General features: G+C 53.8%; 25 protein-coding genes and 1 tRNA gene. 17 read left to right on the top strand and 9 right to left on the bottom strand.

Annotated features, from left to right (window positions below; translation table 11 throughout):
• Positions 1–458 precede the first annotated feature (458 nt).
• Both FN037_RS16690 and argG read right to left on the bottom strand, forming a co-directional pair.
• Positions 459–1,283, bottom strand: a complete 825-nt coding sequence (locus tag FN037_RS16690; RefSeq protein WP_138362402.1) for a sugar phosphate isomerase/epimerase family protein — start codon at positions 1,281–1,283, stop codon at positions 459–461.
• A 412-nt stretch (positions 1,284–1,695) separates the two neighbouring features.
• A complete protein-coding gene (gene argG, locus FN037_RS16685; RefSeq protein ID WP_138362403.1) occupies positions 1,696–3,039 on the bottom strand; it encodes an argininosuccinate synthase in 1,344 nt (447 codons plus the stop codon).
• 311 nt (positions 3,040–3,350) lie between these two features.
• On the opposite strand from argG, the gene FN037_RS16680 reads away from it, so the two are divergent.
• From FN037_RS16680 to mtr, 12 genes are all read left to right on the top strand, one after another.
• Positions 3,351–3,427: transfer RNA gene (locus tag FN037_RS16680), tRNA-Met, on the top strand.
• A gap of 206 nt (positions 3,428–3,633) precedes the next feature.
• Positions 3,634–4,086: a ribosome maturation factor RimP gene (gene rimP, locus FN037_RS16675; RefSeq protein ID WP_138362404.1), complete on the top strand. Its 453-nt coding sequence runs from the start codon at positions 3,634–3,636 to the stop codon at positions 4,084–4,086.
• Positions 4,087–4,113: 27 nt separating this feature from the next.
• Entirely contained in the window at positions 4,114–5,601 is a 1,488-nt protein-coding gene (nusA, locus tag FN037_RS16670) for a transcription termination factor NusA (RefSeq protein WP_138362405.1), read from the top strand.
• 24 nt (positions 5,602–5,625) lie between these two features.
• Positions 5,626–8,316, top strand: a complete 2,691-nt coding sequence (infB, locus tag FN037_RS16665) for a translation initiation factor IF-2 (protein ID WP_138362406.1) — start codon at positions 5,626–5,628, stop codon at positions 8,314–8,316.
• A 91-nt stretch (positions 8,317–8,407) separates the two neighbouring features.
• On the top strand, positions 8,408–8,809 hold the full coding sequence (gene rbfA, locus FN037_RS16660) for a 30S ribosome-binding factor RbfA (protein ID WP_138362407.1): 402 nt from the start codon (positions 8,408–8,410) through the stop codon (positions 8,807–8,809).
• Entirely contained in the window at positions 8,809–9,753 is a 945-nt protein-coding gene (truB, locus tag FN037_RS16655; protein WP_138362408.1) for a tRNA pseudouridine(55) synthase TruB, read from the top strand. Before rbfA ends, truB begins: the two co-directional genes overlap by 1 nt.
• 147 nt (positions 9,754–9,900) lie before the next feature.
• Positions 9,901–10,170: a 30S ribosomal protein S15 gene (gene rpsO, locus FN037_RS16650; protein ID WP_004106090.1), complete on the top strand. Its 270-nt coding sequence runs from the start codon at positions 9,901–9,903 to the stop codon at positions 10,168–10,170.
• 241 nt (positions 10,171–10,411) lie between these two features.
• Positions 10,412–12,550: a polyribonucleotide nucleotidyltransferase gene (gene pnp, locus FN037_RS16645; RefSeq protein ID WP_138362409.1), complete on the top strand. Its 2,139-nt coding sequence runs from the start codon at positions 10,412–10,414 to the stop codon at positions 12,548–12,550.
• 107 nt (positions 12,551–12,657) lie between these two features.
• Positions 12,658–13,542 (top strand): lipoprotein NlpI, encoded by an 885-nt coding sequence (gene nlpI / locus FN037_RS16640; RefSeq protein ID WP_138362410.1) that lies wholly within the window; start codon positions 12,658–12,660, stop codon positions 13,540–13,542.
• Positions 13,543–13,642: 100 nt separating this feature from the next.
• Positions 13,643–13,723, top strand: a complete 81-nt coding sequence (gene yrbN / locus FN037_RS16635) for a protein YrbN (RefSeq protein WP_085903200.1) — start codon at positions 13,643–13,645, stop codon at positions 13,721–13,723.
• Positions 13,716–15,629, top strand: coding sequence for an ATP-dependent RNA helicase DeaD (deaD, locus tag FN037_RS16630; protein ID WP_142502743.1), 1,914 nt, complete (start codon positions 13,716–13,718; stop codon positions 15,627–15,629). The genes yrbN and deaD overlap by 8 nt, the downstream gene beginning before the upstream one ends.
• Positions 15,630–15,773: 144 nt before the next feature.
• Positions 15,774–17,018 carry a tryptophan permease gene (mtr, locus tag FN037_RS16625; RefSeq protein ID WP_142502742.1) on the top strand — a complete coding sequence of 415 codons (1,245 nt, stop codon included), beginning with the start codon at positions 15,774–15,776 and terminating at the stop codon, positions 17,016–17,018.
• Positions 17,019–17,103: 85 nt separating this feature from the next.
• Here the strand turns inward: mtr and FN037_RS16620 are convergent, their stop codons facing one another.
• The 3 genes from FN037_RS16620 to FN037_RS16610 all read right to left on the bottom strand — a co-directional run bounded on the left by FN037_RS16620 (position 17,104) and on the right by FN037_RS16610 (position 20,137).
• Entirely contained in the window at positions 17,104–18,111 is a 1,008-nt protein-coding gene (locus FN037_RS16620) for a luciferase-like monooxygenase (RefSeq protein WP_142502741.1), read from the bottom strand.
• A 143-nt stretch (positions 18,112–18,254) separates the two neighbouring features.
• Complete coding sequence (locus FN037_RS16615; RefSeq protein WP_142502740.1) at positions 18,255–19,133, bottom strand: U32 family peptidase; 879 nt, start codon at positions 19,131–19,133, stop codon at positions 18,255–18,257.
• Between the two features lie 8 nt (positions 19,134–19,141).
• On the bottom strand, positions 19,142–20,137 hold the full coding sequence (locus tag FN037_RS16610) for a peptidase U32 family protein (RefSeq protein ID WP_138362415.1): 996 nt from the start codon (positions 20,135–20,137) through the stop codon (positions 19,142–19,144).
• 221 nt (positions 20,138–20,358) lie between these two features.
• Between FN037_RS16610 and FN037_RS16605 the strand changes: the two genes are divergently transcribed.
• The gene (locus FN037_RS16605) at positions 20,359–20,883 is read left to right on the top strand and encodes an SCP2 domain-containing protein (protein ID WP_138362416.1); all 525 of its coding nucleotides are present in this window, start codon (positions 20,359–20,361) and stop codon (positions 20,881–20,883) included.
• The gene (locus tag FN037_RS16600) at positions 20,877–21,380 is read left to right on the top strand and encodes a GNAT family N-acetyltransferase (protein ID WP_138362417.1); all 504 of its coding nucleotides are present in this window, start codon (positions 20,877–20,879) and stop codon (positions 21,378–21,380) included. The genes FN037_RS16605 and FN037_RS16600 overlap by 7 nt, the downstream gene beginning before the upstream one ends.
• Here FN037_RS16600 and FN037_RS16595 read toward each other — a convergent pair.
• A complete protein-coding gene (locus FN037_RS16595) occupies positions 21,367–21,651 on the bottom strand; it encodes a GIY-YIG nuclease family protein (RefSeq protein WP_138362418.1) in 285 nt (94 codons plus the stop codon). The genes FN037_RS16600 and FN037_RS16595 overlap by 14 nt on opposite strands.
• Before the next feature lie 55 nt (positions 21,652–21,706).
• On the opposite strand from FN037_RS16595, the gene FN037_RS16590 reads away from it, so the two are divergent.
• Positions 21,707–22,150 (top strand): YhbP family protein, encoded by a 444-nt coding sequence (locus FN037_RS16590; RefSeq protein WP_142502739.1) that lies wholly within the window; start codon positions 21,707–21,709, stop codon positions 22,148–22,150.
• Here FN037_RS16590 and FN037_RS16585 read toward each other — a convergent pair.
• Entirely contained in the window at positions 22,130–22,648 is a 519-nt protein-coding gene (locus tag FN037_RS16585; protein ID WP_138362420.1) for a type 1 glutamine amidotransferase domain-containing protein, read from the bottom strand. The two genes, FN037_RS16590 and FN037_RS16585, sit on opposite strands and share 21 nt — an antisense overlap.
• A 128-nt stretch (positions 22,649–22,776) precedes the next feature.
• Here FN037_RS16585 and FN037_RS16580 point away from each other — a divergent pair, with 128 nt between their 5' ends.
• The gene (locus tag FN037_RS16580) at positions 22,777–23,424 is read left to right on the top strand and encodes an NAD(P)H-binding protein (RefSeq protein WP_138362421.1); all 648 of its coding nucleotides are present in this window, start codon (positions 22,777–22,779) and stop codon (positions 23,422–23,424) included.
• A gap of 72 nt (positions 23,425–23,496) precedes the next feature.
• Complete coding sequence (locus FN037_RS16575; protein WP_142502738.1) at positions 23,497–24,537, top strand: permease; 1,041 nt, start codon at positions 23,497–23,499, stop codon at positions 24,535–24,537.
• Positions 24,538–24,636: 99 nt separating this feature from the next.
• Here FN037_RS16575 and dolP read toward each other — a convergent pair whose 3' ends face one another.
• Together dolP and diaA are read right to left on the bottom strand one after the other, a co-directional pair.
• The gene (gene dolP / locus FN037_RS16570; protein WP_142502737.1) at positions 24,637–25,212 is read right to left on the bottom strand and encodes a division/outer membrane stress-associated lipid-binding lipoprotein; all 576 of its coding nucleotides are present in this window, start codon (positions 25,210–25,212) and stop codon (positions 24,637–24,639) included.
• 9 nt (positions 25,213–25,221) lie between these two features.
• Positions 25,222–25,812: a DnaA initiator-associating protein DiaA gene (gene diaA / locus FN037_RS16565; protein ID WP_138362424.1), complete on the bottom strand. Its 591-nt coding sequence runs from the start codon at positions 25,810–25,812 to the stop codon at positions 25,222–25,224.
• Positions 25,813–25,970: the final 158 nt, after the last annotated feature.

The following is a 25,970-nucleotide window of genomic DNA, read 5'->3' as shown; positions in this document are numbered from 1 at the left end:
GGACTCGACGCTACTCGTCCCATCCCTGGGACTCGACGCTACTCGTCCCATCCCTGGGACTCGCCCTTCCAGGGCCAGCGCAAGCGCTGTTCAAAATTGCTCCCGGCAATTTTGTCCCTGTCTCGACCCGCCCTCTGGCCGCCGTCCTGGATGCGCGCCTGCGTTCTCGCCAGGTTTCCTTGATGCGCCCAACCCCCATGCGGTGAGTCCGTTATTCGTCAGTGGCTTTTCAGAGGCTGAAAGTCATAAAAAGTTATATCCTTTATATTTCATTCAGCCCGTATCAGCTCAGTAAGCGAATAAACTGAATCAGATTTTCGTTTAAACCACCGATAATGCGATTGCCGTTGGCCAATGAAACGGACGACAACGCCGATGACTCAATTTAAATGACAGTCTCTGACTGACGATTCAGTAATATGTTTCACACACGGTTCGTCTGTTAGCGGTCTTCTTCCTTATGCCGTGTATTCAATTAAGCTTTGGTAATTATCTTTACCAATCTGATATAAATCATCCTCCCAGTGCGTGGGACTCAATTGCTCTGGCGCCCATACGCCGTTGTAGCCGGTAGCTTTAACAGCCTTAATCCATGCGGCAATATCCACATCGCCTTCGCCTGGCTGGTAGTCGCGTTGCACCCACTCGTCCCAGGCTTCACCTGGCTTCGCGGCGCGTCCGTCGCAGAAATGAACGCCATAAATAAGATTTACGTCCATGTTGGCCACTTCATCTGGGGTCGTACCGCCGCCGGCATGCAGGTGCCAGAAGTCAATGACCAGGCCAATATTGTCGCGGCCAACACGTTTAATAATCTCCAGCGCCTGGCGCAGCGTATTGAAACGAGTGAAAGCAACAATCTCAATCTGGTATTTGACACCGTATTGTTTACCAATATCCGCAATATCACGAATGTTCCTGACCAGGATATCGTTACGTTCATCCTCGCTGAGATGATCCAGTTCGGTCAGCGCCATAATCTGCACTACCGGGCATTTCAGTTCCTGAGCGGCATGGCTAATTTTTTCGGCCTCCCTCAGCATCTCTTCCCGTTCACCGGGCTGATACCGCCCGATGCGTTTCAGGGCATTAATGCAACTGACTTCAATGTCATAGTGCTGCATCAAATGTCGGTATGCCTCGAATGTCCCGCCATTATCGAGGTAACGAAAAAGATGTTCCGGCAGGATCTCCAGCGCATCGAATCCGCTCTCTTTTGCAATGCTTAGCTGGGTGACGGCATTGCTGTACCATACTGAGACACCATGTAGTGCTGTTTTCATTTTTTTTCCTAAAATTCAGTTTGTTAATTTTAAACTCTCTAGTGAGATTTAACCGATCTAATGCTCAGGAACCACGAACAGCGAGGACAAAATCTTGCATTGATTTTGAAATATTTAATTCATTATATATATTAATGAAATTTAAATTCCTTTAGATTGATCACATCGTCAATAAACGATGGGCTGCACATGTTGTCTGTGATGACTATGTGTAAAAATTACTTTTAATTCAAATGTTTATGTTTGTTTGATCTGCGTTGAGGCGGGGAGAGGAAGGTCAGGTAATCGCGTTGAGTGGTAATCGGCAAAATCGCTCATGCAATCTGTTTTTGCCGTAAAAGAAAACCCTCACGTTTTTACGCGAGGGTCACAATCCGCGGTCGCTTACGCGGCCTGCGATTTATTCGGAGCGTTATTTGTCTTTGTTTTCCAGATTTTCCACCTGAGGTAAACCCGTGGCGGAAGAGGCGGTCAACAGGCCAGACTGCGCGTAGCCAAACAGCTTCTCGCGGGTATCGGTAATATCCAGATTACGCATGGTCAGTTGACCGATACGGTCTTCCGCGGAGAACATCGAATCACCTTTCTCCATTGTCAGACGCTCTGCTTTGTAGGTCAGATTGTCAGAGACGGTATTCAGGATGGAGTAGTCGTTGCCGCGACGCAGTTCAAGCGTGACCTCACCGGTGATTTGGCTGGCGACCCAGCGCTGCAGGCTGTCACGCAGCATTAATGCCTGGGAGTCGAACCAGCGGCCCTGATACAACAGACGCCCAAGCTGGCGGCCATGCGCATGGTATTGCTCGATAGTATCTTCGTTGTGAATACCGGTCAGCAGACGTTCGTAAGCGATATGCAGCAGTGCCATCCCCGGGGCTTCATAAATACCGCGGCTTTTCGCTTCGATAATACGGTTTTCAATCTGGTCGCTCATCCCCAGACCGTGACGACCGCCGATGCGGTTAGCTTCCATCATCAGCTCAACGTCGTCGCTGAAGGTTTGTCCGTTCAGCGCAACCGGGTGACCCTGTTCAAAACGCACGGTGACTTCCTCAGCAGGGATTTTGACGTTCTCATCCCAGAATTTGACGCCCATGATCGGGTTCACAATCTTGACGCTGGAGTTCAGGAATTCCAGATCTTTTGCTTCATGGGTCGCGCCGAGCATATTGGAATCGGTGGAGTAGGCTTTTTCTACGGACATTTTGTAATCAAATCCGCAGGAAATCATAAACTCGGACATTTCCTGACGGCCGCCTAACTCGTTAATAAAGTCGCTATCCAGCCAGGGTTTGTAAATTTTCAGTTCGGCGTTAGTCAGCAGGCCGTAACGATAGAAACGTTCAATATCGTTACCTTTATAGGTACTGCCATCACCCCAGATATTGACACCATCTTCTTTCATGGCGGCGACCAGCATGGTACCGGTCACGGCGCGGCCCAGCGGAGTGGTGTTAAAGTAAGTCAAGCCGCCGGTGGTGTTATGAAACGCGCCGCATTGGATGGCGGCAATACCTTCCGCAACCAGTTGCTTACGGCAGTCGATGAGACGAGCCCCTTCGGCACCATACTCTTTGGCGCGACGAGGAATGGCGTCGTAATCGTCTTCGTCCGGCTGGCCCAGATTAGCGGTATATGCATAAGGAACTGCGCCTTTTTTACGCATCCACAACAGGGCGGCGCTGGTATCCAGTCCACCAGAAAAAGCGATACCAATACGTTGGCCAACCGGGAGATGTTTGAGAATCGTCGTCATAAAATAAAACCCTGCTAGATAGACTGTGGTGAGTTCGACTCAACAATCTTTATTGCATTTTTATGCATTAATTGTGAGTTTTCATTTAATCATTTTTTGCTGGCAACAGGAAGAGGAGGATGATCTTTTTGCTAAAAATCCCCTGAGATACCCGCGTGACTGAAACCTGCGCTGTGAAATTCATGTTGACAAAATATATGCTGTATCAATACAATACACCACGATTTTATGTCCCGTCTCTCGGTACCAAATCCCAGCAGTATTTGCGTTTTTTGCTCAAAACGAGTAGAATGCGCCACGTTTGTTTCAGGCGCGGGGTGGAGCAGCCTGGTAGCTCGTCGGGCTCATAACCCGAAGGTCGTCGGTTCAAATCCGGCCCCCGCAACCACTTTCCCATTAAGTACTTTTTCAAATATACTGTGAGGACCGGGTCCTTCGTAGCCGAATTTGAAAGAATTCTTCTGGAAAGTGTTCCAGATCGCGACTGCGATCTCAGGGTTCAGTTATCTAAAGCCCCGATTTATCGGGGTTTTTTGTTATCTGACTGCAGAATAACTGGGCTATACGCCCTTTTTTTATGTCTTGGGGGTGGGTTTGTCCACATTAGAGCAAAAATTGACAGAGATGCTCACTGCGCCAGTTGAAGCGCTTGGCTTTGAGCTGGTCGGCATCGAATTTATTCGCGGTCGCACATCCACACTGCGCATCTATATTGATAGTGAAGATGGCATCAATGTTGATGATTGTGCTGATGTGAGCCACCAGGTCAGTGCTGTCATGGATGTCGAAGATCCGATTACCGTCGCTTATAACCTGGAGGTGTCTTCGCCTGGTCTTGACCGTCCTATGTTTACCGCAGAGCACTATACGCGTTTTATCGGTGAGGAAGTGTCGCTGGTTCTGCGTATGGCGGTACAAAATCGACGCAAATGGCAGGGCATTATCAAAGCGGTAGACGGTGAGATGATCACGGTAACCGTCGAAGACAAAGATGAAGTGTTCGCGCTGAGTAACATCCAGAAGGCGAACCTGGTTCCCCACTTTTAACAGTCTGGATTGAGGTGAAAGGCCCCGATGAACAAAGAAATTTTGGCTGTTGTTGAAGCCGTTTCCAACGAAAAGGCGCTGCCGCGTGAGAAGATTTTCGAAGCGTTGGAAAGTGCGCTGGCAACGGCTACCAAGAAAAAATACGAGCAAGAAATCGACGTTCGCGTAGAGATCGATCGTAAGAGCGGTGATTTTGACACCTTCCGTCGCTGGCTGGTCGTTGAAGAAGTCACTCAACCGACGCGTGAAATCACGCTGGAAGCTGCGCGCTTCGAAGACGAAAGCATGAATCCTGGCGATTACGTTGAAGACCAGATTGAATCTGTCACCTTTGACCGTATCACGACCCAGACGGCGAAACAGGTTATCGTACAAAAAGTACGTGAAGCCGAGCGCGCCATGGTCGTTGATCAATTCCGCGAGCACGAAGGCGAAATTATCACTGGCGTGGTGAAGAAAGTGAACCGCGACAACATTACCCTGGATCTTGGTAACAATGCGGAAGCCGTTATTCTGCGCGAAGATATGCTGCCGCGTGAAAACTTCCGTCCTGGCGATCGCATTCGTGGTGTACTGTATGCCGTTCGTCCGGAAGCGCGTGGCGCTCAACTGTTCGTGACGCGCTCTAAACCGGAAATGCTGGTTGAACTGTTCCGTATTGAAGTACCGGAAATTGGCGAAGAAGTTATCGAAATTAAAGCGGCGGCTCGCGATCCCGGCTCCCGTGCCAAAATCGCCGTGAAAACCAATGACAAGCGCATTGACCCGGTTGGCGCATGCGTCGGTATGCGCGGCGCGCGCGTGCAGGCCGTCTCTACTGAACTGGGCGGCGAGCGTATTGATATCGTTCTTTGGGATGATAACCCGGCGCAGTTCGTGATTAACGCCATGGCGCCGGCTGACGTCGCGTCTATCGTAGTGGATGAAGACAAACACACGATGGATATTGCGGTAGAAGCGGGCAACCTGGCGCAGGCGATTGGTCGTAACGGTCAGAACGTGCGTCTGGCTTCGCAACTGAGCGGCTGGGAACTCAACGTCATGACCGTGGACGATCTACAGGCTAAGCATCAGGCTGAAGCCCATGCAGCTATCGATACGTTTACTAAGTATCTTGATATTGATGAAGATTTCGCCACACTGCTGGTTGAGGAAGGTTTCGCGACGCTGGAAGAACTGGCCTATGTGCCAATGAAAGAGCTGCTGGAAATTGACGGTCTGGATGAAGCCACCGTTGAAGCACTTCGTGAGCGTGCGAAAAACGCGCTGACCACGCTGGCGCTGGCCAAAGAAGAAAGCCTGGGGGACAGCAAACCTGCTGATGATCTGTTGAATCTGCAGGGTATGGATCGCACTCTGGCATTCGCTCTGGCTGCCCGTGGTGTTTGTACGCTGGAAGATCTCGCCGAGCAGGGCATTGATGAGCTGGCTGATATCGAAGGCTTGACCGACGAGAAAGCCGGTGAGCTGATCATGGCCGCGCGAAATATTTGTTGGTTCGGCGACGAAGCGTAATAAACTGTAGCAGGAAGGAACAGCATGACAGATGTGACTATTAAAGCGCTGGCCTCGGAGATTCAGACCTCTGTGGATCGCCTGATACAGCAATTTGCTGATGCAGGGATTCGCAAATCGGCTGATGATTCTGTGACCGCGCAAGAGAAGCAAACCTTGTTGACGCATCTGAACCGTGAACACGGCTCAGGGCCCGACAAGTTGACGCTGCAGCGTAAAACACGCAGCACGTTAAATATTCCAGGTACCGGTGGGAAGAGTAAATCGGTACAAATCGAAGTCCGCAAGAAACGCACTTTTGTGAAACGCGATCCGCAAGAGGCCGAACGCCTCGCTGCGGAAGAGCAGGCGCAGCGTGAAGCGGCAGAGCAGGCGCAACGTGAGGCAGAAGAAGCAGCCAAACGCGAAGCGCAATTAAAAGCTGAACGTGAGGCCGCAGAACAAGCTAAACGTGAACTCGCTGAAAAAGCGAAACGTGAAGCCGCGGAAAAAAACAAAGTGAGCAATCAACAAACTGACGATATGACCAAAACCGCCCAGGCTGAAAAGCTCCGCCGCGAGAAAGAAGCAGCAGAACTGAAGCGTAAAGCGGAAGAAGAAGCGCGCCGTAAACTTGAAGAAGAAGCGCGTCGCGTCGCGGAAGAAGCACGCCGTATGGCTCAAGAAAATGAAAAAAACTGGACTGAATCATCAGAAGCTCCAGAAGAAACCGCCGATTATCATGTAACGACCTCTCAGCATGCTCGCCAGGCAGAGGATGATAACGATCGTGAAGTTGAAGGTGGGCGTGGTCGTGGGCGTAACGCCAAAGCCGCTCGTCCGGCGAAGAAAGGCAATAAACACGCTGAATCAAAAGCCGATCGTGAAGAAGCCCGCGCGGCGATTCGCGGCGGTAAAGGCGGCAAACACCGTAAAGGTTCAGCCTTGCAGCAAGGCTTCCAGAAGCCTGCTCAGGTCGTTAACCGCGATGTCATCATCGGTGAGACCATCACCGTGGGCGATCTGGCGAACAAGATGGCGGTCAAAGGCTCTCAGGTCATCAAAGCGATGATGAAGATGGGCGCGATGGCGACCATCAACCAGGTTATCGATCAGGAAACCGCACAGCTGGTGGCCGAAGAGATGGGCCACAAAGTCATCCTGCGTCGTGAGAACGAACTGGAAGAAGCGGTAATGAGCGACCGTGATACGGGCGCTGCGGCTGAACCGCGTGCGCCGGTTGTGACCATCATGGGCCACGTTGACCACGGTAAAACCTCTCTGCTGGACTACATTCGTTCCACAAAAGTCGCTTCCGGCGAAGCAGGCGGTATTACTCAGCATATCGGTGCGTACCACGTTGAAACCGACAACGGTATGATCACCTTCCTGGATACCCCAGGCCACGCGGCATTTACCTCCATGCGTGCCCGTGGCGCGCAGGCAACGGATATCGTTGTTCTGGTTGTTGCTGCTGACGACGGCGTGATGCCGCAGACCATTGAAGCTATCCAGCACGCGAAAGCGGCCGGTGTGCCGGTAGTGGTTGCAGTGAACAAAATCGATAAGCCGGAAGCCGATCCGGATCGCGTTAAGAACGAACTGTCCCAGTACGGCATCCTGCCGGAAGAGTGGGGCGGCGAGAGCCAGTTCGTCCACGTATCGGCGAAAGCGGGTACCGGTATTGATGACCTGCTGGACGCCATTCTGTTGCAGGCTGAAGTCCTGGAGCTGAAAGCGGTGCGTAAAGGTATGGCGAGCGGCGCGGTTATCGAATCCTTCCTCGACAAAGGTCGCGGTCCGGTTGCGACTGTTCTGGTTCGCGAAGGTACTCTGCATAAGGGCGATATCGTTCTGTGTGGCTTCGAATATGGTCGCGTTCGTGCGATGCGTAACGAGCTGGGTCAGGAAGTGCTGGAAGCGGGTCCGTCCATTCCGGTGGAAATCCTTGGCCTGTCCGGTGTGCCGGCTGCCGGTGATGAAGTGACCGTCGTTCGCGACGAGAAAAAAGCCCGTGAAGTTGCGCTGTATCGTCAGGGCAAATTCCGTGAAGTCAAACTGGCGCGTCAGCAGAAATCTAAACTTGAGAACATGTTCGCTAATATGACCGAAGGCGAAGTTCATGAAGTGAACATCGTACTCAAAGCGGACGTTCAGGGGTCTGTGGAAGCGATCTCCGACTCCTTACTGAAACTCTCTACCGACGAAGTGAAAGTGAAGATCATCGGTTCCGGCGTAGGTGGTATCACCGAAACCGACGCAACCCTGGCTGCGGCATCCAACGCGATCCTGGTTGGCTTCAACGTGCGTGCCGATGCCTCTGCGCGTAAAGTGATTGAAGCGGAAAGTCTGGATCTGCGCTATTACTCCGTCATTTATAACCTGATCGACGAAGTGAAGGCGGCAATGAGCGGCATGCTGTCTCCGGAACTGAAACAGCAGATCATCGGCCTGGCTGAAGTTCGTGATGTCTTCAAATCGCCGAAATTTGGTGCTATCGCAGGCTGCATGGTTACCGAAGGTGTGGTTAAACGCCATAACCCGATCCGCGTTCTGCGTGACAACGTTGTGATTTATGAAGGTGAGCTGGAGTCCCTGCGCCGCTTCAAAGATGACGTTAACGAAGTCCGTAACGGCATGGAGTGTGGTATCGGCGTTAAGAACTACAACGATGTCCGCGCTGGCGATATGATCGAAGTCTTCGAAATTATCGAGATCCAACGTACCATCGATTAATTGCCTGGTAGACTGGGGAAGCGCAGCGCCACCCGGTAATACAAAATTAAAGGGGGCCGCGTGGCCCCCTTATTTGTCTGGAGAATTTATTATGGCGAAAGAATTTGGTCGCCCGCAGCGCGTGGCTCAGGAGATGCAAAAAGAGATCGCCATCATCCTGCAGCGCGAAATTAAAGACCCGCGTCTGGGAATGATGACCACCGTTTCCGGTGTTGAAATGTCGCGCGACCTGGCCTATGCCAAAGTGTATGTGACTTTTCTGAACGATAACGATGAAGCCGCGGTGAAAGCGGGCATCAAGGCATTACAGGAAGCATCTGGTTTTATCCGTTCGCTGTTGGGCAAAGCGATGCGCCTGCGCATCGTACCGGAACTGACGTTCTTCTACGATAACTCACTGGTTGAAGGGATGCGTATGTCGAACCTGGTGACCAGCGTGGTGAAACATGATGATGAGCGTCGCGTGAATCCGGACGACAGCAAGGAGGAGTGATGAGCCGTCCTCGTCGTCGCGGTCGCGATGTTCACGGCGTTCTGTTGCTGGATAAACCCCAAGATGCATCCAGCAACGACGTGCTACAGAAAGTTAAACGTATTTATAATGCTAACCGGGCAGGGCACACCGGTGCGCTGGATCCGCTGGCGACGGGCATGTTGCCGATTTGCCTGGGAGAAGCGACGAAGTTTTCTCAGTATCTGCTGGATTCAGACAAGCGCTACCGGGTGATAGCCAAACTTGGCCAGCGTACCGATACTTCTGATGCCGACGGGCACGTGGTGGAGGAGCGTCCTCTGGCCTTTAGCGCGGAGCAACTGGCCGCGGCGTTAGATAGCTTTCGCGGGGAAACCCAACAGGTGCCGTCGATGTATTCGGCACTGAAATACCAGGGGAAAAAGCTGTACGAATATGCCCGTCAGGGGATTGAAGTGCCGCGGGAAGCCCGGCCGATTACGGTCTACGAGTTGTTGTTTATCCGCCATGAAGGCGATGAGCTTGAACTGGAAATTCACTGTTCTAAGGGCACCTATATTCGTACGATTATCGATGACTTAGGTGAGAAACTGGGATGTGGAGCGCATGTTATTTTCCTGCGCCGTCTGGCGGTCAGTAAGTATCCCGTTGAACGGATGGTGACGCTGGAACAACTGCAGGCGCTGGTTGAGCAAGCCAGTGTGCTGGATATCCCGGCTGCGCAGTTGCTGGATCCATTACTGATGCCTATGGATAGTCCGGCGGCGGATTATCCACTGATTAATATTCCGCAAACCTCGGCTGTTTACTTTAAGAATGGTAACCCGGTTCGCACCTCGGGGGCGCCGCTACAGGGGCTGGTTCGTGTCACTGAGGGGGAAGAAGGTAAGTTTCTGGGTATGGGGGAAATTGATGACGAAGGCCGTGTGGCCCCTCGTCGTCTGGTGGTTGAATACCCGCTATGAGTGCTTTTCTTGCGATAAAAGGCCGCTGCGAGTAGAATATTGCCGCTTAATGCCCGCTAAAGTGTTGCAACATTTTCGGGTGTTATATCAGGGGTTGCTGAATTAGAGATCGGCACCCTTTCTTTCTTTTAATTTTGGAGTTCTAAAATGTCTCTAAGCGTTGAAGCTAAAGCAAAAATCGTTTCTGAGTTTGGTCGTGGCGAAAACGACAGCGGTTCAACTGAAGTTCAGGTCGCACTGCTGACTGCGCAGATCAACCACCTGCAGGGCCACTTTGCAGAGCACAAAAAAGATCACCACAGCCGTCGTGGTCTGCTGCGCATGGTTTCTCAGCGTCGTAAACTGCTCGACTACCTGAAACGTAAAGATGTTGCACGTTACTCTTCGCTGATCGAGCGTCTGGGTCTGCGTCGCTAATTCTGCGAGTTTCAGAAGAAGGGGCCTCACGGCCCCTTTTTTCGACCGGGCGGCAGCAATTCACTAAAAACTCATGTATTGTTGCTATTAATGATCTTCGTGCAGAGGTTCGCGCGGCTAATGAGAGGCTTGATTCGCAGGGGCGGGTTAGGGTTGTCATTAGTCGCGAGGATGCAGAAGATCGGGTCATCAGATGTCATATCATGGATATGACATCATCTATAGATATAAGGACAGAATTTTGCTTAATCCGATCGTTCGTAAATTCCAGTACGGCCAACATACCGTAACGCTGGAAACCGGCATGATGGCGCGCCAGGCAACGGCCGCCGTTATGGTTAGCATGGATGACACTGCGGTATTCGTTACCGTTGTTGGTCAGAAAAAAGCGAAGCCAGGCCAGGATTTCTTCCCACTGACTGTTAACTATCAAGAACGTACTTACGCGGCAGGTAAAATCCCGGGGGGATTCTTCCGTCGTGAAGGCCGTCCGAGCGAAGGCGAAACCCTGATTGCGCGTCTGATTGACCGTCCGGTTCGCCCGCTGTTCCCGGAAGGTTTCGTTAACGAAGTTCAGGTTATTGCCACCGTGGTTTCCGTTAACCCGCAGGTTAACCCGGATATCGTGTCTATGATTGGCGCTTCCGCCGCGTTGTCTCTGTCCGGTATTCCGTTTAACGGCCCAATCGGCGCCGCGCGTGTAGGTTATATCAATGACCAGTACGTGCTGAACCCAACCCAGGAAGAGCTGAAATCCAGCAAGCTGGACCTGGTTGTCGCAGGTACCGAGGCTGCTGTGTTGATGGTGGAATCTGAAGCCGCACTGCTGAGTGAAGACCAGATGCTGGGCGCAGTCGTGTTCGGCCACGAACAGCAGCAGGTGGTTATCCAGGCGATCAACGACCTGGTCAAAGAAGCCGGTAAACCGCGTTGGGACTGGCATCCGGAAGCCGTCAACGAAGCGCTGAACGCGCGCGTTGCTCAACTTGCCGAAGCGCGCCTGAGCGATGCTTACCGCATCACTGACAAACAGGAGCGTTATGCTCAGGTTGATGTGATCAAATCTGAAACCATTGCCACGCTGGTTGCTGAAGACGAAGCCCTGGACGCTAACGAACTGGGTGAAATCCTGCACGCGATCGAGAAAAACGTGGTGCGTAGCCGCGTGCTGGCTGGTGAACCGCGTATTGATGGCCGCGAAAAAGACATGATTCGTGGGCTGGACGTCCGTACCGGCGTGCTGCCGCGTACCCACGGTTCCGCGCTATTTACCCGTGGCGAAACGCAGGCGCTGGTTACCGCGACGCTGGGAACCGCCCGCGATGCGCAGAACATCGATGAACTGATGGGCGAGCGTACTGATTCCTTCCTGTTCCACTACAACTTCCCTCCGTACTCTGTAGGTGAAACTGGAATGGTGGGTTCGCCGAAACGTCGTGAAATTGGTCACGGTCGCCTGGCTAAGCGTGGCGTACTGGCCGTTATGCCGACTATCGAAGAATTCCCGTACACCGTGCGCGTGGTTTCGGAGATTACCGAATCTAACGGTTCTTCCTCTATGGCTTCCGTCTGTGGCGCTTCTCTGGCGCTGATGGACGCGGGTGTGCCGATCAAAGCTGCCGTCGCGGGTATCGCGATGGGCCTGGTGAAAGAAGGCGACAACTTTGTCGTACTGTCTGACATTCTGGGCGATGAAGATCACCTTGGCGATATGGACTTTAAAGTCGCGGGTTCCCGTGAAGGTATCTCTGCGCTGCAGATGGATATCAAAATTGAAGGTATCACCAAAGAGATCATGCAGGTTGCGCTGAATCAGGCGAAAGGCGCGCGTCTGCATATCCTGGGTGTGATGGAACAGGCGATCAACGCGCCGCGCGGCGATATCTCTGAATTCGCGCCGCGTATCCATACCATCAAGATCAGCCCGGACAAGATTAAAGACGTTATCGGTAAAGGCGGTTCCGTTATTCGTGCGCTGACCGAAGAAACCGGCACCACCATCGAAATCGAAGATGACGGCACCGTGAAGATTGCAGCAACCGATGGCGACAAAGCGCAGCACGCGATTCGTCGTATCGAAGAGATCACCGCTGAGATTGAAGTGGGTCGTATCTATAATGGTAAAGTGACCCGTATCGTTGACTTTGGTGCGTTTGTTGCCATTGGTGGCGGTAAAGAAGGTCTGGTTCATATTTCTCAAATTGCCGATAAGCGCGTTGAGAAGGTGACTGACTATCTGCAGATGGGCCAGGAAGTGCCGGTTAAAGTGCTGGAAGTTGACCGTCAGGGCCGCGTTCGTCTGAGCATCAAAGAAGCAACTGAACAGACTCAGCCTGCGGCTGCGCCGGAAGCGCCGGCCGCTGAGCAGCAGGGCGAGTAAGGTTGCCGTTTGCCCTCCGCATCGCGGAGGGCGTATTGCGGGCAGGATGCCGTGTTTGCAACCGGGGAACTGGACGTTCATCCAATCGTTGTCTTCGGGAGTGGGAAATGAAGCCTTTTCTGCGCTGGTGTTTCGTGGCGACAGCTCTCACGCTGGCAGGATGCAGCAACTCTGCCTGGCGTAAGGAGGCAGTCCTCGCGGTGCCATTGCAACCGACTTTGCAGCAGGAAGTCATTCTGGCGCGCATGGAACAAATTCTTGCCAGTCGGGCTTTAACCGATGACGAACGCGCACAGCTTTTATATGAGCGCGGAGTGTTGTATGATAGTCTCGGTCTGAGGGCATTAGCGCGAAATGATTTTTCACAGGCGCTGGCAATCCGACCGGATATGCCTGAAGTATTCAATTACTTAGGCATTTATTTAACGCAGGCAGGCAATTATGATGCTGCCTATGAAGCGTTTGATTCTGTACTTGAGCTTGATCCAACTTACAACTACGCGTACTTAAATCGCGGCATCGCGCTGTATTACGGTGGCCGTGCTAAGTTAGCGCAAGATGATCTGCTGGCGTTTTATCAAGACGACCCCAACGATCCTTTCCGCAGTCTGTGGCTATATCTTGCTGAGCGTAAGCTCAATGAGAAACAGGCGCTTGAAGCACTGAGACAGCGCTTCAACAAGTCGGACAAAGAGCAATGGGGATGGAACATTGTCGAGTTCTACCTTGGGGACATTAGCGAAAATGAGCTGATGGACCGTCTCAAGGCAGACGCAACGGATAACACCTCGCTCGCTGAGCATCTCAGTGAAACCAACTTCTATTTAGGTAAGTATTACCTAAGTCTGGGGGACAAGGACAGCGCTACGGCACTGTTCAAACTGGCGGTCGCAAACAACGTTCATAACTACGTTGAGCACCGATATGCATTGTTGGAATTATCGCTCCTGGGCCAGGAGCAAGATGACCTGGCAGAATCGGACCAGCAATAGCTGACGAACACATCAGCCCTTTTTTGTTTGCTATCACCTTTGCGGGTGAGGGCGTTGTTGTTCGTTAATACACCTACTTTGAGCCGGTTCACACTTTTCAATGAAAATTACCGTAAATTTTCACGATGAGTTATGTAGACTGGCCGCCATTAATTTTGAGGCACACGTACTACATGGCTGAATTCGAAACCACTTTTGCAGATCTGGGCCTGAAGGCTCCCATCCTTGAAGCGCTTAACGATCTGGGTTACGAAAAACCATCTCCGATCCAGGCTGAGTGCATTCCGCATCTACTGGGCGGCCGCGACGTTCTGGGTATGGCCCAGACCGGTAGCGGTAAAACCGCAGCGTTCTCTTTACCGCTGCTCAACAATATCGATCCTGAGCTGAGAGCACCGCAGATTCTGGTGCTGGCGCCGACCCGCGAACTGGCGGTACAGGTTGCTGAAGCGATGACCGATTTTTCCAAACATATGCGTGGCGTAAACGTCGTCGCCCTGTATGGCGGCCAGCGTTATGACGTGCAGCTGCGCGCGCTGCGTCAGGGGCCGCAAATCGTTGTCGGTACTCCGGGTCGTCTGCTGGACCACCTGAAACGCGGCACCCTGGATCTCTCTAAACTGAGCGGTCTGGTTCTTGATGAAGCTGATGAAATGCTGCGCATGGGCTTTATCGAAGACGTAGAAACCATTATGGCGCAGATCCCGGAAGGTCATCAGACCGCTCTGTTTTCTGCCACTATGCCGGAAGCGATTCGTCGCATTACCCGTCGCTTTATGAAAGAGCCGCAGGAAGTCCGCATCCAGTCAAGCGTAACCACGCGTCCGGACATCAGCCAGAGCTACTGGACTGCTTACGGTATGCGTAAAAACGAAGCGCTGGTGCGTTTCCTTGAAGCAGAAGATTTTGATGCGGCGATTATCTTCGTTCGTACCAAAAACGCGACTCTGGAAGTTGCTGAAGCGCTGGAGCGTAACGGGTATAACAGCGCGGCCCTGAACGGCGACATGAACCAGTCTCTGCGTGAGCAGACTCTGGAACGTCTGAAAGACGGCCGTCTGGATATCCTGATCGCTACCGACGTCGCCGCCCGCGGTCTGGATGTTGAGCGTATCAGCCTGGTGGTTAACTATGACATCCCGATGGATTCAGAGTCCTACGTTCACCGTATCGGTCGTACTGGTCGTGCGGGTCGCGCTGGCCGCGCGCTGCTGTTCGTTGAGAACCGCGAGCGTCGTCTGCTGCGTAACATCGAACGCACCATGAAACTGACCATTCCGGAAGTGGAACTGCCGAACGCAGAATTACTGGGCAAACGTCGCCTGGAGAAATTTGCCGCGAAAGTTCAGCAGCAGCTGGAAAGCAGCGATCTGGATCAGTACCGCGCGCTGTTGGCGAAAATCCAGCCGTCCGCCGAAGGCGAAGAGCTGGATGTGGAAACTCTGGCCGCGGCACTGCTGAAAATGGCCCAGGGCGAACGTCCGCTGATCGTACCGCCGGATGCGCCGATGCGCCCGCGTCGTGAGTTCCGCGATCGTGATGATCGTGGTCCGCGCGATCGCAACGATCGTGGCCCGCGTGAAGATCGTCCGCGTCGTGAGCGTCGTGACGTTGGCGATATGGAACTGTATCGCATTGAAGTGGGTCGTGACGATGGCGTTGAAGTGCGTCATATCGTTGGCGCGATTGCTAACGAAGGCGATATCAGCAGCCGTTATATCGGTAACATCAAACTGTTCGCTTCTCACTCAACCATCGAACTGCCGAAAGGTATGCCGGGCGAAGTGCTGCAGCACTTTACTCGTACCCGTATCCTGAACAAGCCGATGAACATGCAACTGTTGGGTGATGCTCAGCCGCGTCCAGAACGTCGTGGCGAGCGTCGTGAGGGTGGTCGTGGTTTTGGTGGTGAGCGCCGTGAAGGCGGCCGTGGTTTTGGCGGTGAGCGCCGCGAAGCTGGCCGTAGCGATGGTCGTCGTTTCAGCGGTGAACGTCGTGAAGGTGGCCGCGCGCCGCGCCGTGACGATGCGTCTGCGCCGCGTCGCGATGATTCTGCAGGCCGTCGTCGTTTCGGTGGCGATGCGTAATTAATATTTACCGCTAACGTAAAGTAAATGATACAGCCCCGGTCTGAATGACTGGGGCTTTTTTTATTTTCTTTGTACTCGCGTACTGGTACAGTGCATCGCGTTAATAACGAGAAAAGTCTTTTTGACTGGAGATTTCGGCAAATGGCGACACTTACCACTACGGCAACCCGACCGTCCTTATTTGGCGGCGTAGTGATTATCGGCGGAACAATCATTGGCGCGGGTATGTTTTCGTTGCCGGTGGTGATGTCCGGCGCGTGGTTTTTTTGGTCGCTGGCGGCGCTGGTCTTCACCTGGTTTTGCATGTTGCATTCCGGGTTAATGATCCTTGAAGCGAACCTCAATTACCGGATTGGCGCCAGCTTTGACACTATCACGAAAGATCTGCTTGGCAGGGGCTGGAATCTGATTAATGGCGTGTCTATTGCTTTTGTCCTTTATATTCTTACCTACGCTTATATCTCCGCCAGCGGCTCAATCCTGCACCATACCTTCGGTGAAATGTCGCTGCATGTTCCGGCACGGGCAGCAGGATGTGCTTTTGCGCTGCTGGTGGCATTTATCGTCTGGCTGAGTACGAAAGCGGTTAGTCGTATGACGGCTATTGTGCTCGGGGCGAAGGTGATTACCTTTTTCCTGACCTTTGGCAGCTTGCTGGGGCATGTTCAGCCGACGACCCTGTTTAACGTCGCCGAACACAATGCGTCGTATATGCCGTATCTGTTGATGACGCTACCGTTCTGCCTGGCATCCTTTGGTTACCACGGTAATGTGCCGAGCCTGATGAAATATTACGGCAAGGACCCGCGTACTATCGTTAAATGCCTGATCTATGGCACGCTGCTGGCGCTGGGGTTGTATGGGGTTTGGCTGCTGGTAACGATGGGGAATATCCCGCGGCCAGCGTTTATCGGTATTGCGCAAAAAGGCGGTAATATCGATGTGCTGGTACAGGCGCTGAGCGGCGTCCTGAACAGTCGCAGTCTCGATCTGCTGCTGGTTGTGTTCTCTAACTTTGCGGTGGCCAGTTCGTTCCTCGGCGTGACGCTCGGCCTGTTTGACTATCTGGCGGATCTGTTTGGCTTTGACGATTCCGCGACGGGACGGTTTAAAACCGCGATACTCACTTTTTCGCCGCCGATGGTGGGAGGCCTGCTGTGGCCAAACGGTTTTCTCTACGCTATCGGCTACGCGGGGCTGGCGGCAACTATCTGGGCAGCCATTGTACCGGCGCTGCTGGCTCGGGCATCACGTAAACGCTTCGGCAGCCCAAAATTCCGCGTCTGGGGCGGAAAGCCGATGATTGCGGTGATCCTGGTATTCGGTATCGGCAACGCGCTGGTGCATATTCTGTCGAGCGTGAACCTGTTACCTGTATACCAGTAACTTTTTAGCGCCGGATGGCGGCTACGCCTTATCCGGCCTGAACGATCTCGTAGGCCCGGTAAACGCCACCGGGCAAAACAACGCACTAGCCCGCCAACTCTTCTTTCACCTGCATCGCCAGGTCAAACGAATGCAGCCGCGCCTGATGATCGAAAATCTGCCCGTTGACCATGATCTCGTCCGCTTGGGTTTCCCGCAGGATGGATTCCAGCCCGTGACGCACTTTGGCTTTATCGCCGACCAGCGACATGTGCAGCGCCTGCTGGACGCCATACTGTTCAGAGGCGGACCATAGTGAGTCTATATTTTGCACCGGTGGCGGTAGTTGCCCGGCTTCGCCGCGACGCAGTTTGACAAACGCTTGCTGCATCGAGGTAAACAGGAACTCGGCATCCCGGTTGCTGTCGGCGGCGATGATATTAATGCATACCATGGCATATGGCGTTGCCAGCCGTTCTGATGGTTTGAAATGGGTGCGGTAGAGATGCAGGGCCTGGAATAGCATATCCGGCGCGAAATGGGAGGCGAAAGCGAACGGTAACCCAAGCTGCGCCGCCAGTTGGGCGCTGTACAGGCTGGAACCCAGCAGCCAGATCGGGATTCTTTCGCCATAGCCGGGAACCGGGCGTACGTGCGGCTCAGGATCGCGCGCGTCAAACCAGTCCACCAGTTCCGCCACATCTCGCGGGAAGTTATCGACGTCGCCGCTCATATGGCGGCGCAGGGCGCGCATAGTGGGCTGATCGCTGCCCGGCGCTCGGCCAAGTCCGAGATCGATTCGTCCAGGATAAAGCGTATTCAGCGTACCGAACTGCTCGGCAATCACCAGCGGAGAATGGTTTGGCAGCATCACGCCGCCGGAACCCAGATGCAGGGTGGTGGTATTGGCGGCAAGATAGCCAATCAGCACCGAGGTCGCGGCGCTGGCAATACCGACCATATTATGATGCTCGGCCAGCCAGTAGCGATGATAACCGCGTTTTTCCGCCAACTGCGCCAGATCTAAAGAGTGGGAGAAAGCTTCCTTTGCGGAAGATCCTTGCGGGATTGGCGCCAGGTCGAGCACCGAGAATGAAACAGATTTGTCAGTCATAAAGGCTCACTTTGCTACAGCATAGTCATCAGATTGAAGGTCTTCTTCCAGCCTGGCGCATCCGCGATACGCCTGCCAGAAAAGCTGCATCTTTAATAGTGCATTAAAAAGCAGCGATAGCCATTAACAAAGTGAGCGGTTAATCAGCTCTGCAGTTCCAGTCCGGCCAGCCGCCGCCAGTAGCCGTTGCAGTCGCTGTTCGCCGTCAGCGGTAGCGGCGCTGCGCCGTTCTCATTTGCCCGGAAGGCGTCCAGCATCGCAAAGGTCTCGCTGCCCAGCGGCGACAAGCGGACCATATCCACCAGCCCGTGCATGGTGCTCAGCTCATTCCCGAGGTTATAGACGTAGCCGCTCATGGTCTGAATGCCATTGAGAACGAACACCTGCTGACTTTCCTGCGAGAGCACGTCCCGCCCATTGGGGTATTTGATGCAGCAGGTTTCACACTCGTCTTTTGGCCGATCTTCCGAGCGGGCGGTAAAGCAGCGGGCGGAGTACGCCAGCGGCAGATGGCCGTAGCTCAGCACTTCCACTTCAAACTGATTGCGGATGCCGAGCTCATCGCACTGGTTCAGCAGATTCACCAACCAGTCGCGGGAAAGCTCGACCGGCATGCACCAGCGCACCATGCCTTGTTTAAGCAGCAGACGCAGCGTTACCGCGTTATAGCAGTTAAGCGCATGACCGGCGACAAACGGCAGTTTACGCTCTGCGCACATATTGACGACGCCGAAATCGCTGGCTTCAATCAGAAACTCGCCGTTCTCAACATAGCGCTTCAGCTCGCCCAGTTCCGAAGAAGCCTGTACCAGCGCGAGAGTGGAAAGCACCACCTGTTTGCCGCTGCTGGCCAGCGCTTTCGCCATCTCGAGCCAGTCGCCGACTTTGGTGGCGCGGCGTTTGCTGCACACCGCTTCGCCAAGATAAATCGTATCCGCGCTACAGCCCGCCGCCTGCTGGTAAAAATCTTCCAGCGTCTCTTTTGGCCAGTAATAAAGCACCGGCCCTAATGAATATTTCATTGCTGTTCTCACTGCCATTTACGGTGATACGCGCCAAGGGTGGTTTGCGTCCCTTCGGACATGGAACCGAGGGTGTCCATCCACGCGGATTGCGGCACGAAGTTGTGCGGGTCGGCTTTGCAGCGATCGATTGCCTGACGCCAGACTTTCGCCACCTGGGTGACATACGCCGGGCTGCGTTGACGGCCTTCAATTTTCACCGATGCAATGTTTGCCGCCATCAGTTCCGGCAATAGCTCCAGGGTGTTCAGACTGGTAGGCTCTTCCAGCGCGTGATAGCGCTCGCCATTGACCAGATAACGGCCTTTACATAGCGTCGGATAACCGGCGTTTTCCCCTTCCTGATAGCGATCGATCAGCACCTCATTGAGGCGTGACTCCAGCCCCTGCGGCGTTTGCTGCCAGCGAACGAAACGCGCAGGTGAGCAGGCGCCAACGGTATTTGGCGATTCACCGGTCAAATAAGAGGAGAGATAGCAGCGGCCTTCTGCCATGATGCAGAGGCTGCCGAAGGCGAAGACCTCCAGCGGTACCGGCGTGGCGCGCGCCAGTTGTTTGACCTGATGAATCGACAGGACGCGCGGCAGGACCACGCGGGCAACGTCAAAATTGCGCTGATAAAAACGGATCGCCTCTTCATTGGTGGCTGAAGCCTGGACGGAAACATGGCGTTCAATATGCGGATAGCGCTCGGCGGCGTATTCCAGCATCGCGATATCGGCAAGGATCAGCGCATCGGCGCCCAGTTGGGCAGCCATGTCGACCGCCCGCTGCCAGCGGGCATAACCCTCAGGATGAGCAAAGGTATTGATGGCGATATGCAGTTTGCGGTGATGCTGGTGCACATAGCTGACGGCTTCCTGTAGTTTCTTCTCGGTGAAGTTAAGACCGGCAAAGTGACGGGCATTCGTGTCATCTTTTAGCCCGATATAGACAGCATCGGCGCCGTTTTCGATGGCCGCCTTAAGCGCCGGAAGGTTACCGGCTGGGCAGAGCAGCTCCATAATTTTTCCTGAACAACGCGACCTGTCAGGGACGCTGGATAGTTAATGAGTTGGGATTTTAGTTAACCTTCTGGTGACAATTTTTGATTTAAGGCAGTTAAACGCGTATTGACTGACGCAATACCCCGTATTCGTCGTTGTGATTTTGTTGATTTACGCCGCTATGTCGTTTATTTGATATGGCACAATAGATGAACGATTGCATTCATGGAGTAAAGCTTGTGTTGGATAAACTGCGTTCCCAACTGGTGCATTTTGGCCCGTCAATCATCAGCGTGCCGGTTAAGCTGGCGCCTTTTGCTCTCAAGCGTCAGGTGCTGGAACAAGTATTAAGCTGGCAGTTTCGCCAGGCACTGGCGGAGGGGGAACTGGATTTTCTGGAAGGGCGCTGGTTAAGTATTAATGTGCGTGATATTGGCCTGCTGTGGTATACCTCGGTTGTTGATGGCCGTCTGGTGGTTAGCGCAACGGCCGACGCAGACGTCAGCTTTAGCGCCGATGCCAGCGATCTGTTGATGATTGCGGCGCGTAAACAGGATCCGGACACGCTGTTCTTCCAGCGCCGTCTGATTATTGAGGGTGATACCGAACTGGGACTGTATGTAAAAAACCTGATGGATGCTATTGAGCTGGAGCAGATGCCCAGCGCGCTGCGTATCATGCTTTTGCAACTGGCGGATTTTGTTGAAGCAGGTCTGAAAGGCCCGCAGAAACCTGAACAGACATCGGTAGGTGAGGCATGCTGATTCGAGTAGAAATTGGGATTGATGCGCCGGGAATTGATGCGTTACTGCGTCGAACTTTCAGCAGCGATGCGGAAGCGCAACTGGTGCATGGTCTGCGTGAGGATGGGATGATCACGCTGGGCCTCGTGGCGACGGATGACGAAGGTCAGGTCGTTGGCTATGTTGCCTTTAGTCCGGTCTCCATCGAAGGCGAAGACCTGCAGTGGGTCGGACTGGCCCCGCTGGCGGTGGACGAAAGCTATCGCGGTCAGGGAATCGGGCGTCAGCTGGTTTATGAAGGTCTGGATTCGCTGAATGAGTTTGGCTATGCCGCTGTCGTCACGCTTGGCGATCCGGCTTTCTACGGCCATCTGGGATTTGAACCGGCGTCGCGTTTTGACCTGCGCTGCCGTTGGCCGGATAGCGATAAGACGTTCCAGCTTCATCGCCTGGCCGATGATGCGCTGGAAGGCGTGCATGGCCTGGTCGAGTATAGCGACCACTTTAATCGTTTTTGAGGCTTTCCAGCAGAATTTCAAACGAACCGTCTCCGGCAACGAGGCGCTCTTTCTGGCGCTTCGTGAGTTGCTTAATACGATACTCCAGTCGTAGGGCAAGTGAGCGTTCACCAACTTCATGGCTAAAGGCCAACTGAAGCTCTCCTTTGCCGCGCAGTGCCTTTGCCCCATTCCCCGCCTGATGCTGGCAAAAGCGGCGTGGAACATCGGTGGTAATTCCCGTATAAAGGCGATTATCAGCGGTACGAATCAGATAGAGAAACCAGCACACGGTATAAAGGTCGCTATGTTAAGGTGTGAGCACCATAACATACTGGAGAGTAAAGATGGAGACGCTCGCTGCTATCAGCCGCTGGCTGAGCAAACAGCATGTCGTGACCTGGTGCGTTGCCCGCGATGGTGAGCTGTGGTGCGCTAATGCTTTTTACGTTTATGACCCGGAGGCGGTTGCGTTCTATCTGCTCAGCGATGAAAAAACGCGCCATGGTCAAATGACCGGGGAACGCGCTAAGGTTGCCGGGACGATCAATGGCCAGCCGAAAAGCGTGGCGCTGATCCGTGGCGTACAGTTTAAAGGCGAAATTCGCCGCTTAGCCGGAGAAGAGGAAGCAGCGATGCGCAAACGCTACGTTCGCCGCTTCCCGGTTGCCCGTATGCTCTCGGCATCCGTCTGGGAAATTCGCCCCGACGAGCTTAAGTTCACAGATAACACGCTGGGTTTTGGCAAAAAACTGCACTGGCTGCGTGAATCATGCGCCGAGCAGGCGTAAGGCTTCGCGGTTGAACGCCGGAAGATCGTCCGGCGTCCTGCTGGTCACCAGTTGCTCGTTGTCGATAACCACTTCCTGGTCATAGAATTCGCCGCCTGCGTTTTTAACATCGACAATAATGGGCTTTACCGCCGTGAGTTTACGTCCGCGGATCGCATCGGCGCTAATTAACAACTGCGGGCCGTGACAGATGGCAAATACCGGTTTACCGCTACTGATAAAGTCGCGAGTAAAAGTGACGAAACGCTCATCTCCCCGCAGAGAATCGGGTGAATAGCCACCCGGAAGCAGTAAGGCGTCGAAGTCGGCAGGATTGACGTCATCAATGGCTTTATCAATAACGATTTCGGCTGTCCCTTTTTTGCCTTTTACCTTTTTCCCCGCCTGTTTTTCAATCGTCACCACGTTGTGTCCGGCCAGACGGTAGGCGTCAGCAGGGGAAGTGAATTCTGAATCTTCAAAGTCGTCGGTAATTAAAACGGCTATCTTCTTACTCATTCTTCCTCCCGTGTTTTGGTATGGAATGAGGCATTACTTTGCTGATGATGGATAATTACCTCGTCGAGTATCAAGTCTGGAACATGATGCCGGAAGCGCAAGGTAGAAAATTCTGTAAAGGAGCGTTGATGAGTCAGGTATTGTTAACAGGCGCCACCGGGTTAGTTGGTGGTCACTTACTTCGAATGCTGATTAATGAGCCGGGAATTAAATCCATTACGGCTCCTACCCGTCGGCCTCTGGCCGATATCTCCGGCGTATTTAATCCGCACGATCCGCAACTGACAGATGCTCTGGCACAGGTGATTGAGCCGGTAGATATCGTGTTTTGCTGTCTGGGAACCACCCGGCGGCAAGCGGGAAGCAAAGAGGCGTTCGTGCACGCCGATTATACGCTGGTCGTCGATACCGCCCTGACGGGAAAAAGACTGGGTGCCCGGCATATGCTGGTAGTGAGTGCGATGGGGGCGGATCCCCGTTCCCCCTTTTTCTATCATCGTGTGAAAGGTGAGATGGAACAGGCGCTTATTGCGCAGCAATGGCCACGTTTGACGATCGCGCGTCCATCTATGCTGACAGGGAAACGGGAGCAACAGCGTATGAGCGAAATACTCTTTGGGCCGTTTTTCCGCCTGCTGCCGGGGCGCTGGAAAGCTATTGATGCGCGGGATGTGGCAAGTGCGTTGCTGGCGGAAGCACTATCACCGATGCATCAGGGAGTACATATTCTCAGCTCGTCGCAGCTACGCGAAAAGGCGGGGCGGCTGGCGGATTAACAATTTCCAAAATTTCCCCGAAGGCGTACTATTCATGTGCTCAATTTAACATGACACTCTCCGGGGAATGCTATGGCTGGTCAGTCTTCATCTCAGGTGGCATCACCATTTCAATGGTGGAAGCCCGCACTCTTTTTTCTCGTGGTTATCATCGGCCTGTGGTTTGTCAAATGGCAGCCTTATTATGGCAAAGCGTTTACCGCCGCTGAGACGCACGGTATCGGCAAATCTATTCTTGCCGATAGTGATACTCATCCTTTGCAGGCAGCATGGGACTATGCGCTGGTCTACTTTCTGGCGGTCTGGAAAGCGGCGGTATTAGGCGTGCTGCTCGGATCGCTCATTCAGGTTTTGATCCCGCGCGACTGGCTGCTGCGTACGCTAGGGGAATCGCGTTTTCGCGGTACGCTGCTTGGTACTATTTTCTCATTGCCAGGCATGATGTGTACCTGCTGCGCCGCGCCGGTGGCGGTGGGGATGCGTAAGCAACAGGTATCGATGGGCGGCGCGCTGGCATTCTGGATGGGGAATCCGTTGCTGAATCCGGCAACCCTGGTATTTATGGGCTTTGTGCTGGGCTGGCAGTTCGCGTTGATTCGTCTGCTTGCCGGGCTGGTAACCGTTCTGCTGGTCGCCACGCTGGTGCAGAGATGGGTGAAGGACGCGGCTGTGCAGTCTACGGCGATCCCTGAATTTACCCCGGAGACGACAGGGGACGGTTTCTTGCGCCGCTGGCTGCGTGTGCTGTGGACGCTGTTCTGGAATACCATCCCGGTTTATATCCTGGCCGTGCTGGTGTTGGGGGCTGCGCGTGTCTGGCTATTCCCGCATGCCGATGGCATCGTGGCGAATACGCTGTTCTGGGTGATTGCTATGGCCATTGCGGGCTGTCTGTTCGTGATTCCGACAGCGGCGGAGATCCCGATTGTTCAGACCATGATGCTGGCGGGGATGGGCATAGGACCGGCGCTGGCGCTGCTGATTACGCTTCCGGCGGTCAGTGTACCGTCACTGGTTATGATGCGAAAAGCGTTTCCAGCGAAAGCGCTGTGGCTGACTGGCGCGCTGGTTGCGCTGTGCGGCGCGGTGGTTGGTGGGCTGGCGTTAATCTGATTACCTCCTGCAAACGGCGCAGTGCGTCTGTTGGGGGCGAGACATTCAGAGGAACTGAATGTCTCGCCTGGCCGACGAAGCGCCGCCGCAGAAAGTTATTTACTTGATATAGGTAAAGGCGGTCGTCACGCGAGACACGCCGCTGACCCGACTGGCGATATCCGCCGCCGCGCGTCCTTCACGTTCGGTTACCAGCCCCATCAGGAACACCTCACCGTTTTCGGTTGTCACCTTCACATTGGATGATTTCACCAAATCGGAAGCCAACAGTTGGGAACGGACCTTCGTGGTAATCCAGGTATCAGAAGAGGCGGTACCTAAGCTGATTGGCTGGCCGTGACGCACTTCGTTATACACCTCCGCCGCTCCCTCTACGCCCAAAGCGATTTGCTTCGCGCGCGCGGAAAGCGCTGACGTTGGGGACTGCCCGGTCAGCAGAACTTTCCCCTGATAAGCGGTAACATTGATACGGGCCTGTTTCTTAATCTGTTCGTCTTTCGACAGGGCGTTGTTGACGCGCAGCTCCAGCGTGCCGTCATCAACCTGGGTTCCCACGGTACGCGGATCTGTCGCGGCTTTTGTGCCGACAGCTGCTGCGCCGACTACCGCTGCGGCGACGCATCCCTGAAGCAGTAGCGCAGACAGCAGAATAGCGAGGGGCGAGAGAGCCTTCATGTGTTCTCCTTAGTCGTCCTGGTGTGGAAAAAGCGTGTTATCGATTAAATCACACAAACAATTGACAGTGAGCATGTGCATCTCCTGAATTCGCGCGCTGCGATGCGAAGGAATGCGGATTTCAACATCCTGCTGGCCTAAAAGGCCCGCCAGTTCACCGCCGTCATAACCGGTTAACGCCACGATAGTCATATCACGGGTGACCGCCGCTTCCACGGCTTTCACGATATCCCGGCTGTTGCCGCGCGTAGAAATTGCCAGCAGCACATCGCCTGCGTGTCCTAATGCGCGCACCTGCTTGGCGTAAATTTCGTCGTGCAGGCGATCGTTGGCAATTGCGGTTAAGACCACATTATCGGTATTTAGTGCAATGGCGGGTAAACCAGGACGCTCGGTTTCAAAACGATTAATCATGCTGGCAGCAAAATGCTGTGCGTTGGCGGCAGAAGTGCCATTACCACAACAGAGGATTTTGTTGCCATTCAACAGCGATTGCACGATCGTCATCGCGGCACGGGAGATGGCGTCAGGGAGCGCTTCTGCTGCTGCAATTTGGGTTTGGATGCTTTCAGTGAAGCAGGCTTTAATTCTGTCGAGCACGGGATCCCTTAATTCATTTATACCCGTCATACTTCAAGTTGCTTGTGCGTTGGCTACGCTCGTTCGCCCGAATCACGTATTTGAGTAAGCTCATCGGGACTTTCTCGCTTGCCGCGTTACCCGGCCAGCGCCAGCGCTGTTCAAAGCACAAGTGCCTT

Origin of the sequence: Klebsiella sp. 2680 (assembly GCF_900198535.1) — a bacterium.
Taxonomy (GTDB): domain Bacteria; phylum Pseudomonadota; class Gammaproteobacteria; order Enterobacterales; family Enterobacteriaceae; genus Klebsiella; species Klebsiella indica.
The sequence above is the reverse complement of the archived record's forward strand: the minus strand, read 5'-3'. Positions and strand labels throughout refer to the sequence as shown.

Coding starts and splice junctions, on each gene's coding strand:
- FN037_RS16590 (WP_142502739.1), top strand. CDS start 21,707: ATGGAGACGCTCGCTGCTATCAGCCGCTGGCTGAGCAAACAGCATGTC.
- nlpI (WP_138362410.1), top strand. CDS start 12,658: ATGAAGCCTTTTCTGCGCTGGTGTTTCGTGGCGACAGCTCTCACGCTG.
- rbfA (WP_138362407.1), top strand. CDS start 8,408: ATGGCGAAAGAATTTGGTCGCCCGCAGCGCGTGGCTCAGGAGATGCAA.
- FN037_RS16580 (WP_138362421.1), top strand. CDS start 22,777: ATGAGTCAGGTATTGTTAACAGGCGCCACCGGGTTAGTTGGTGGTCAC.
- FN037_RS16690 (WP_138362402.1), bottom strand. CDS start 1,283: ATGAAAACAGCACTACATGGTGTCTCAGTATGGTACAGCAATGCCGTC.
- FN037_RS16620 (WP_142502741.1), bottom strand. CDS start 18,111: ATGACTGACAAATCTGTTTCATTCTCGGTGCTCGACCTGGCGCCAATC.
- FN037_RS16610 (WP_138362415.1), bottom strand. CDS start 20,137: ATGGAGCTGCTCTGCCCAGCCGGTAACCTTCCGGCGCTTAAGGCGGCC.
- truB (WP_138362408.1), top strand. CDS start 8,809: ATGAGCCGTCCTCGTCGTCGCGGTCGCGATGTTCACGGCGTTCTGTTG.
- argG (WP_138362403.1), bottom strand. CDS start 3,039: ATGACGACGATTCTCAAACATCTCCCGGTTGGCCAACGTATTGGTATC.
- rpsO (WP_004106090.1), top strand. CDS start 9,901: ATGTCTCTAAGCGTTGAAGCTAAAGCAAAAATCGTTTCTGAGTTTGGT.
- dolP (WP_142502737.1), bottom strand. CDS start 25,212: ATGAAGGCTCTCTCGCCCCTCGCTATTCTGCTGTCTGCGCTACTGCTT.
- FN037_RS16615 (WP_142502740.1), bottom strand. CDS start 19,133: ATGAAATATTCATTAGGGCCGGTGCTTTATTACTGGCCAAAAGAGACG.
- nusA (WP_138362405.1), top strand. CDS start 4,114: ATGAACAAAGAAATTTTGGCTGTTGTTGAAGCCGTTTCCAACGAAAAG.
- deaD (WP_142502743.1), top strand. CDS start 13,716: ATGGCTGAATTCGAAACCACTTTTGCAGATCTGGGCCTGAAGGCTCCC.
- mtr (WP_142502742.1), top strand. CDS start 15,774: ATGGCGACACTTACCACTACGGCAACCCGACCGTCCTTATTTGGCGGC.
- FN037_RS16600 (WP_138362417.1), top strand. CDS start 20,877: ATGCTGATTCGAGTAGAAATTGGGATTGATGCGCCGGGAATTGATGCG.
- yrbN (WP_085903200.1), top strand. CDS start 13,643: ATGAAAATTACCGTAAATTTTCACGATGAGTTATGTAGACTGGCCGCC.
- infB (WP_138362406.1), top strand. CDS start 5,626: ATGACAGATGTGACTATTAAAGCGCTGGCCTCGGAGATTCAGACCTCT.
- FN037_RS16585 (WP_138362420.1), bottom strand. CDS start 22,648: ATGAGTAAGAAGATAGCCGTTTTAATTACCGACGACTTTGAAGATTCA.
- FN037_RS16575 (WP_142502738.1), top strand. CDS start 23,497: ATGGCTGGTCAGTCTTCATCTCAGGTGGCATCACCATTTCAATGGTGG.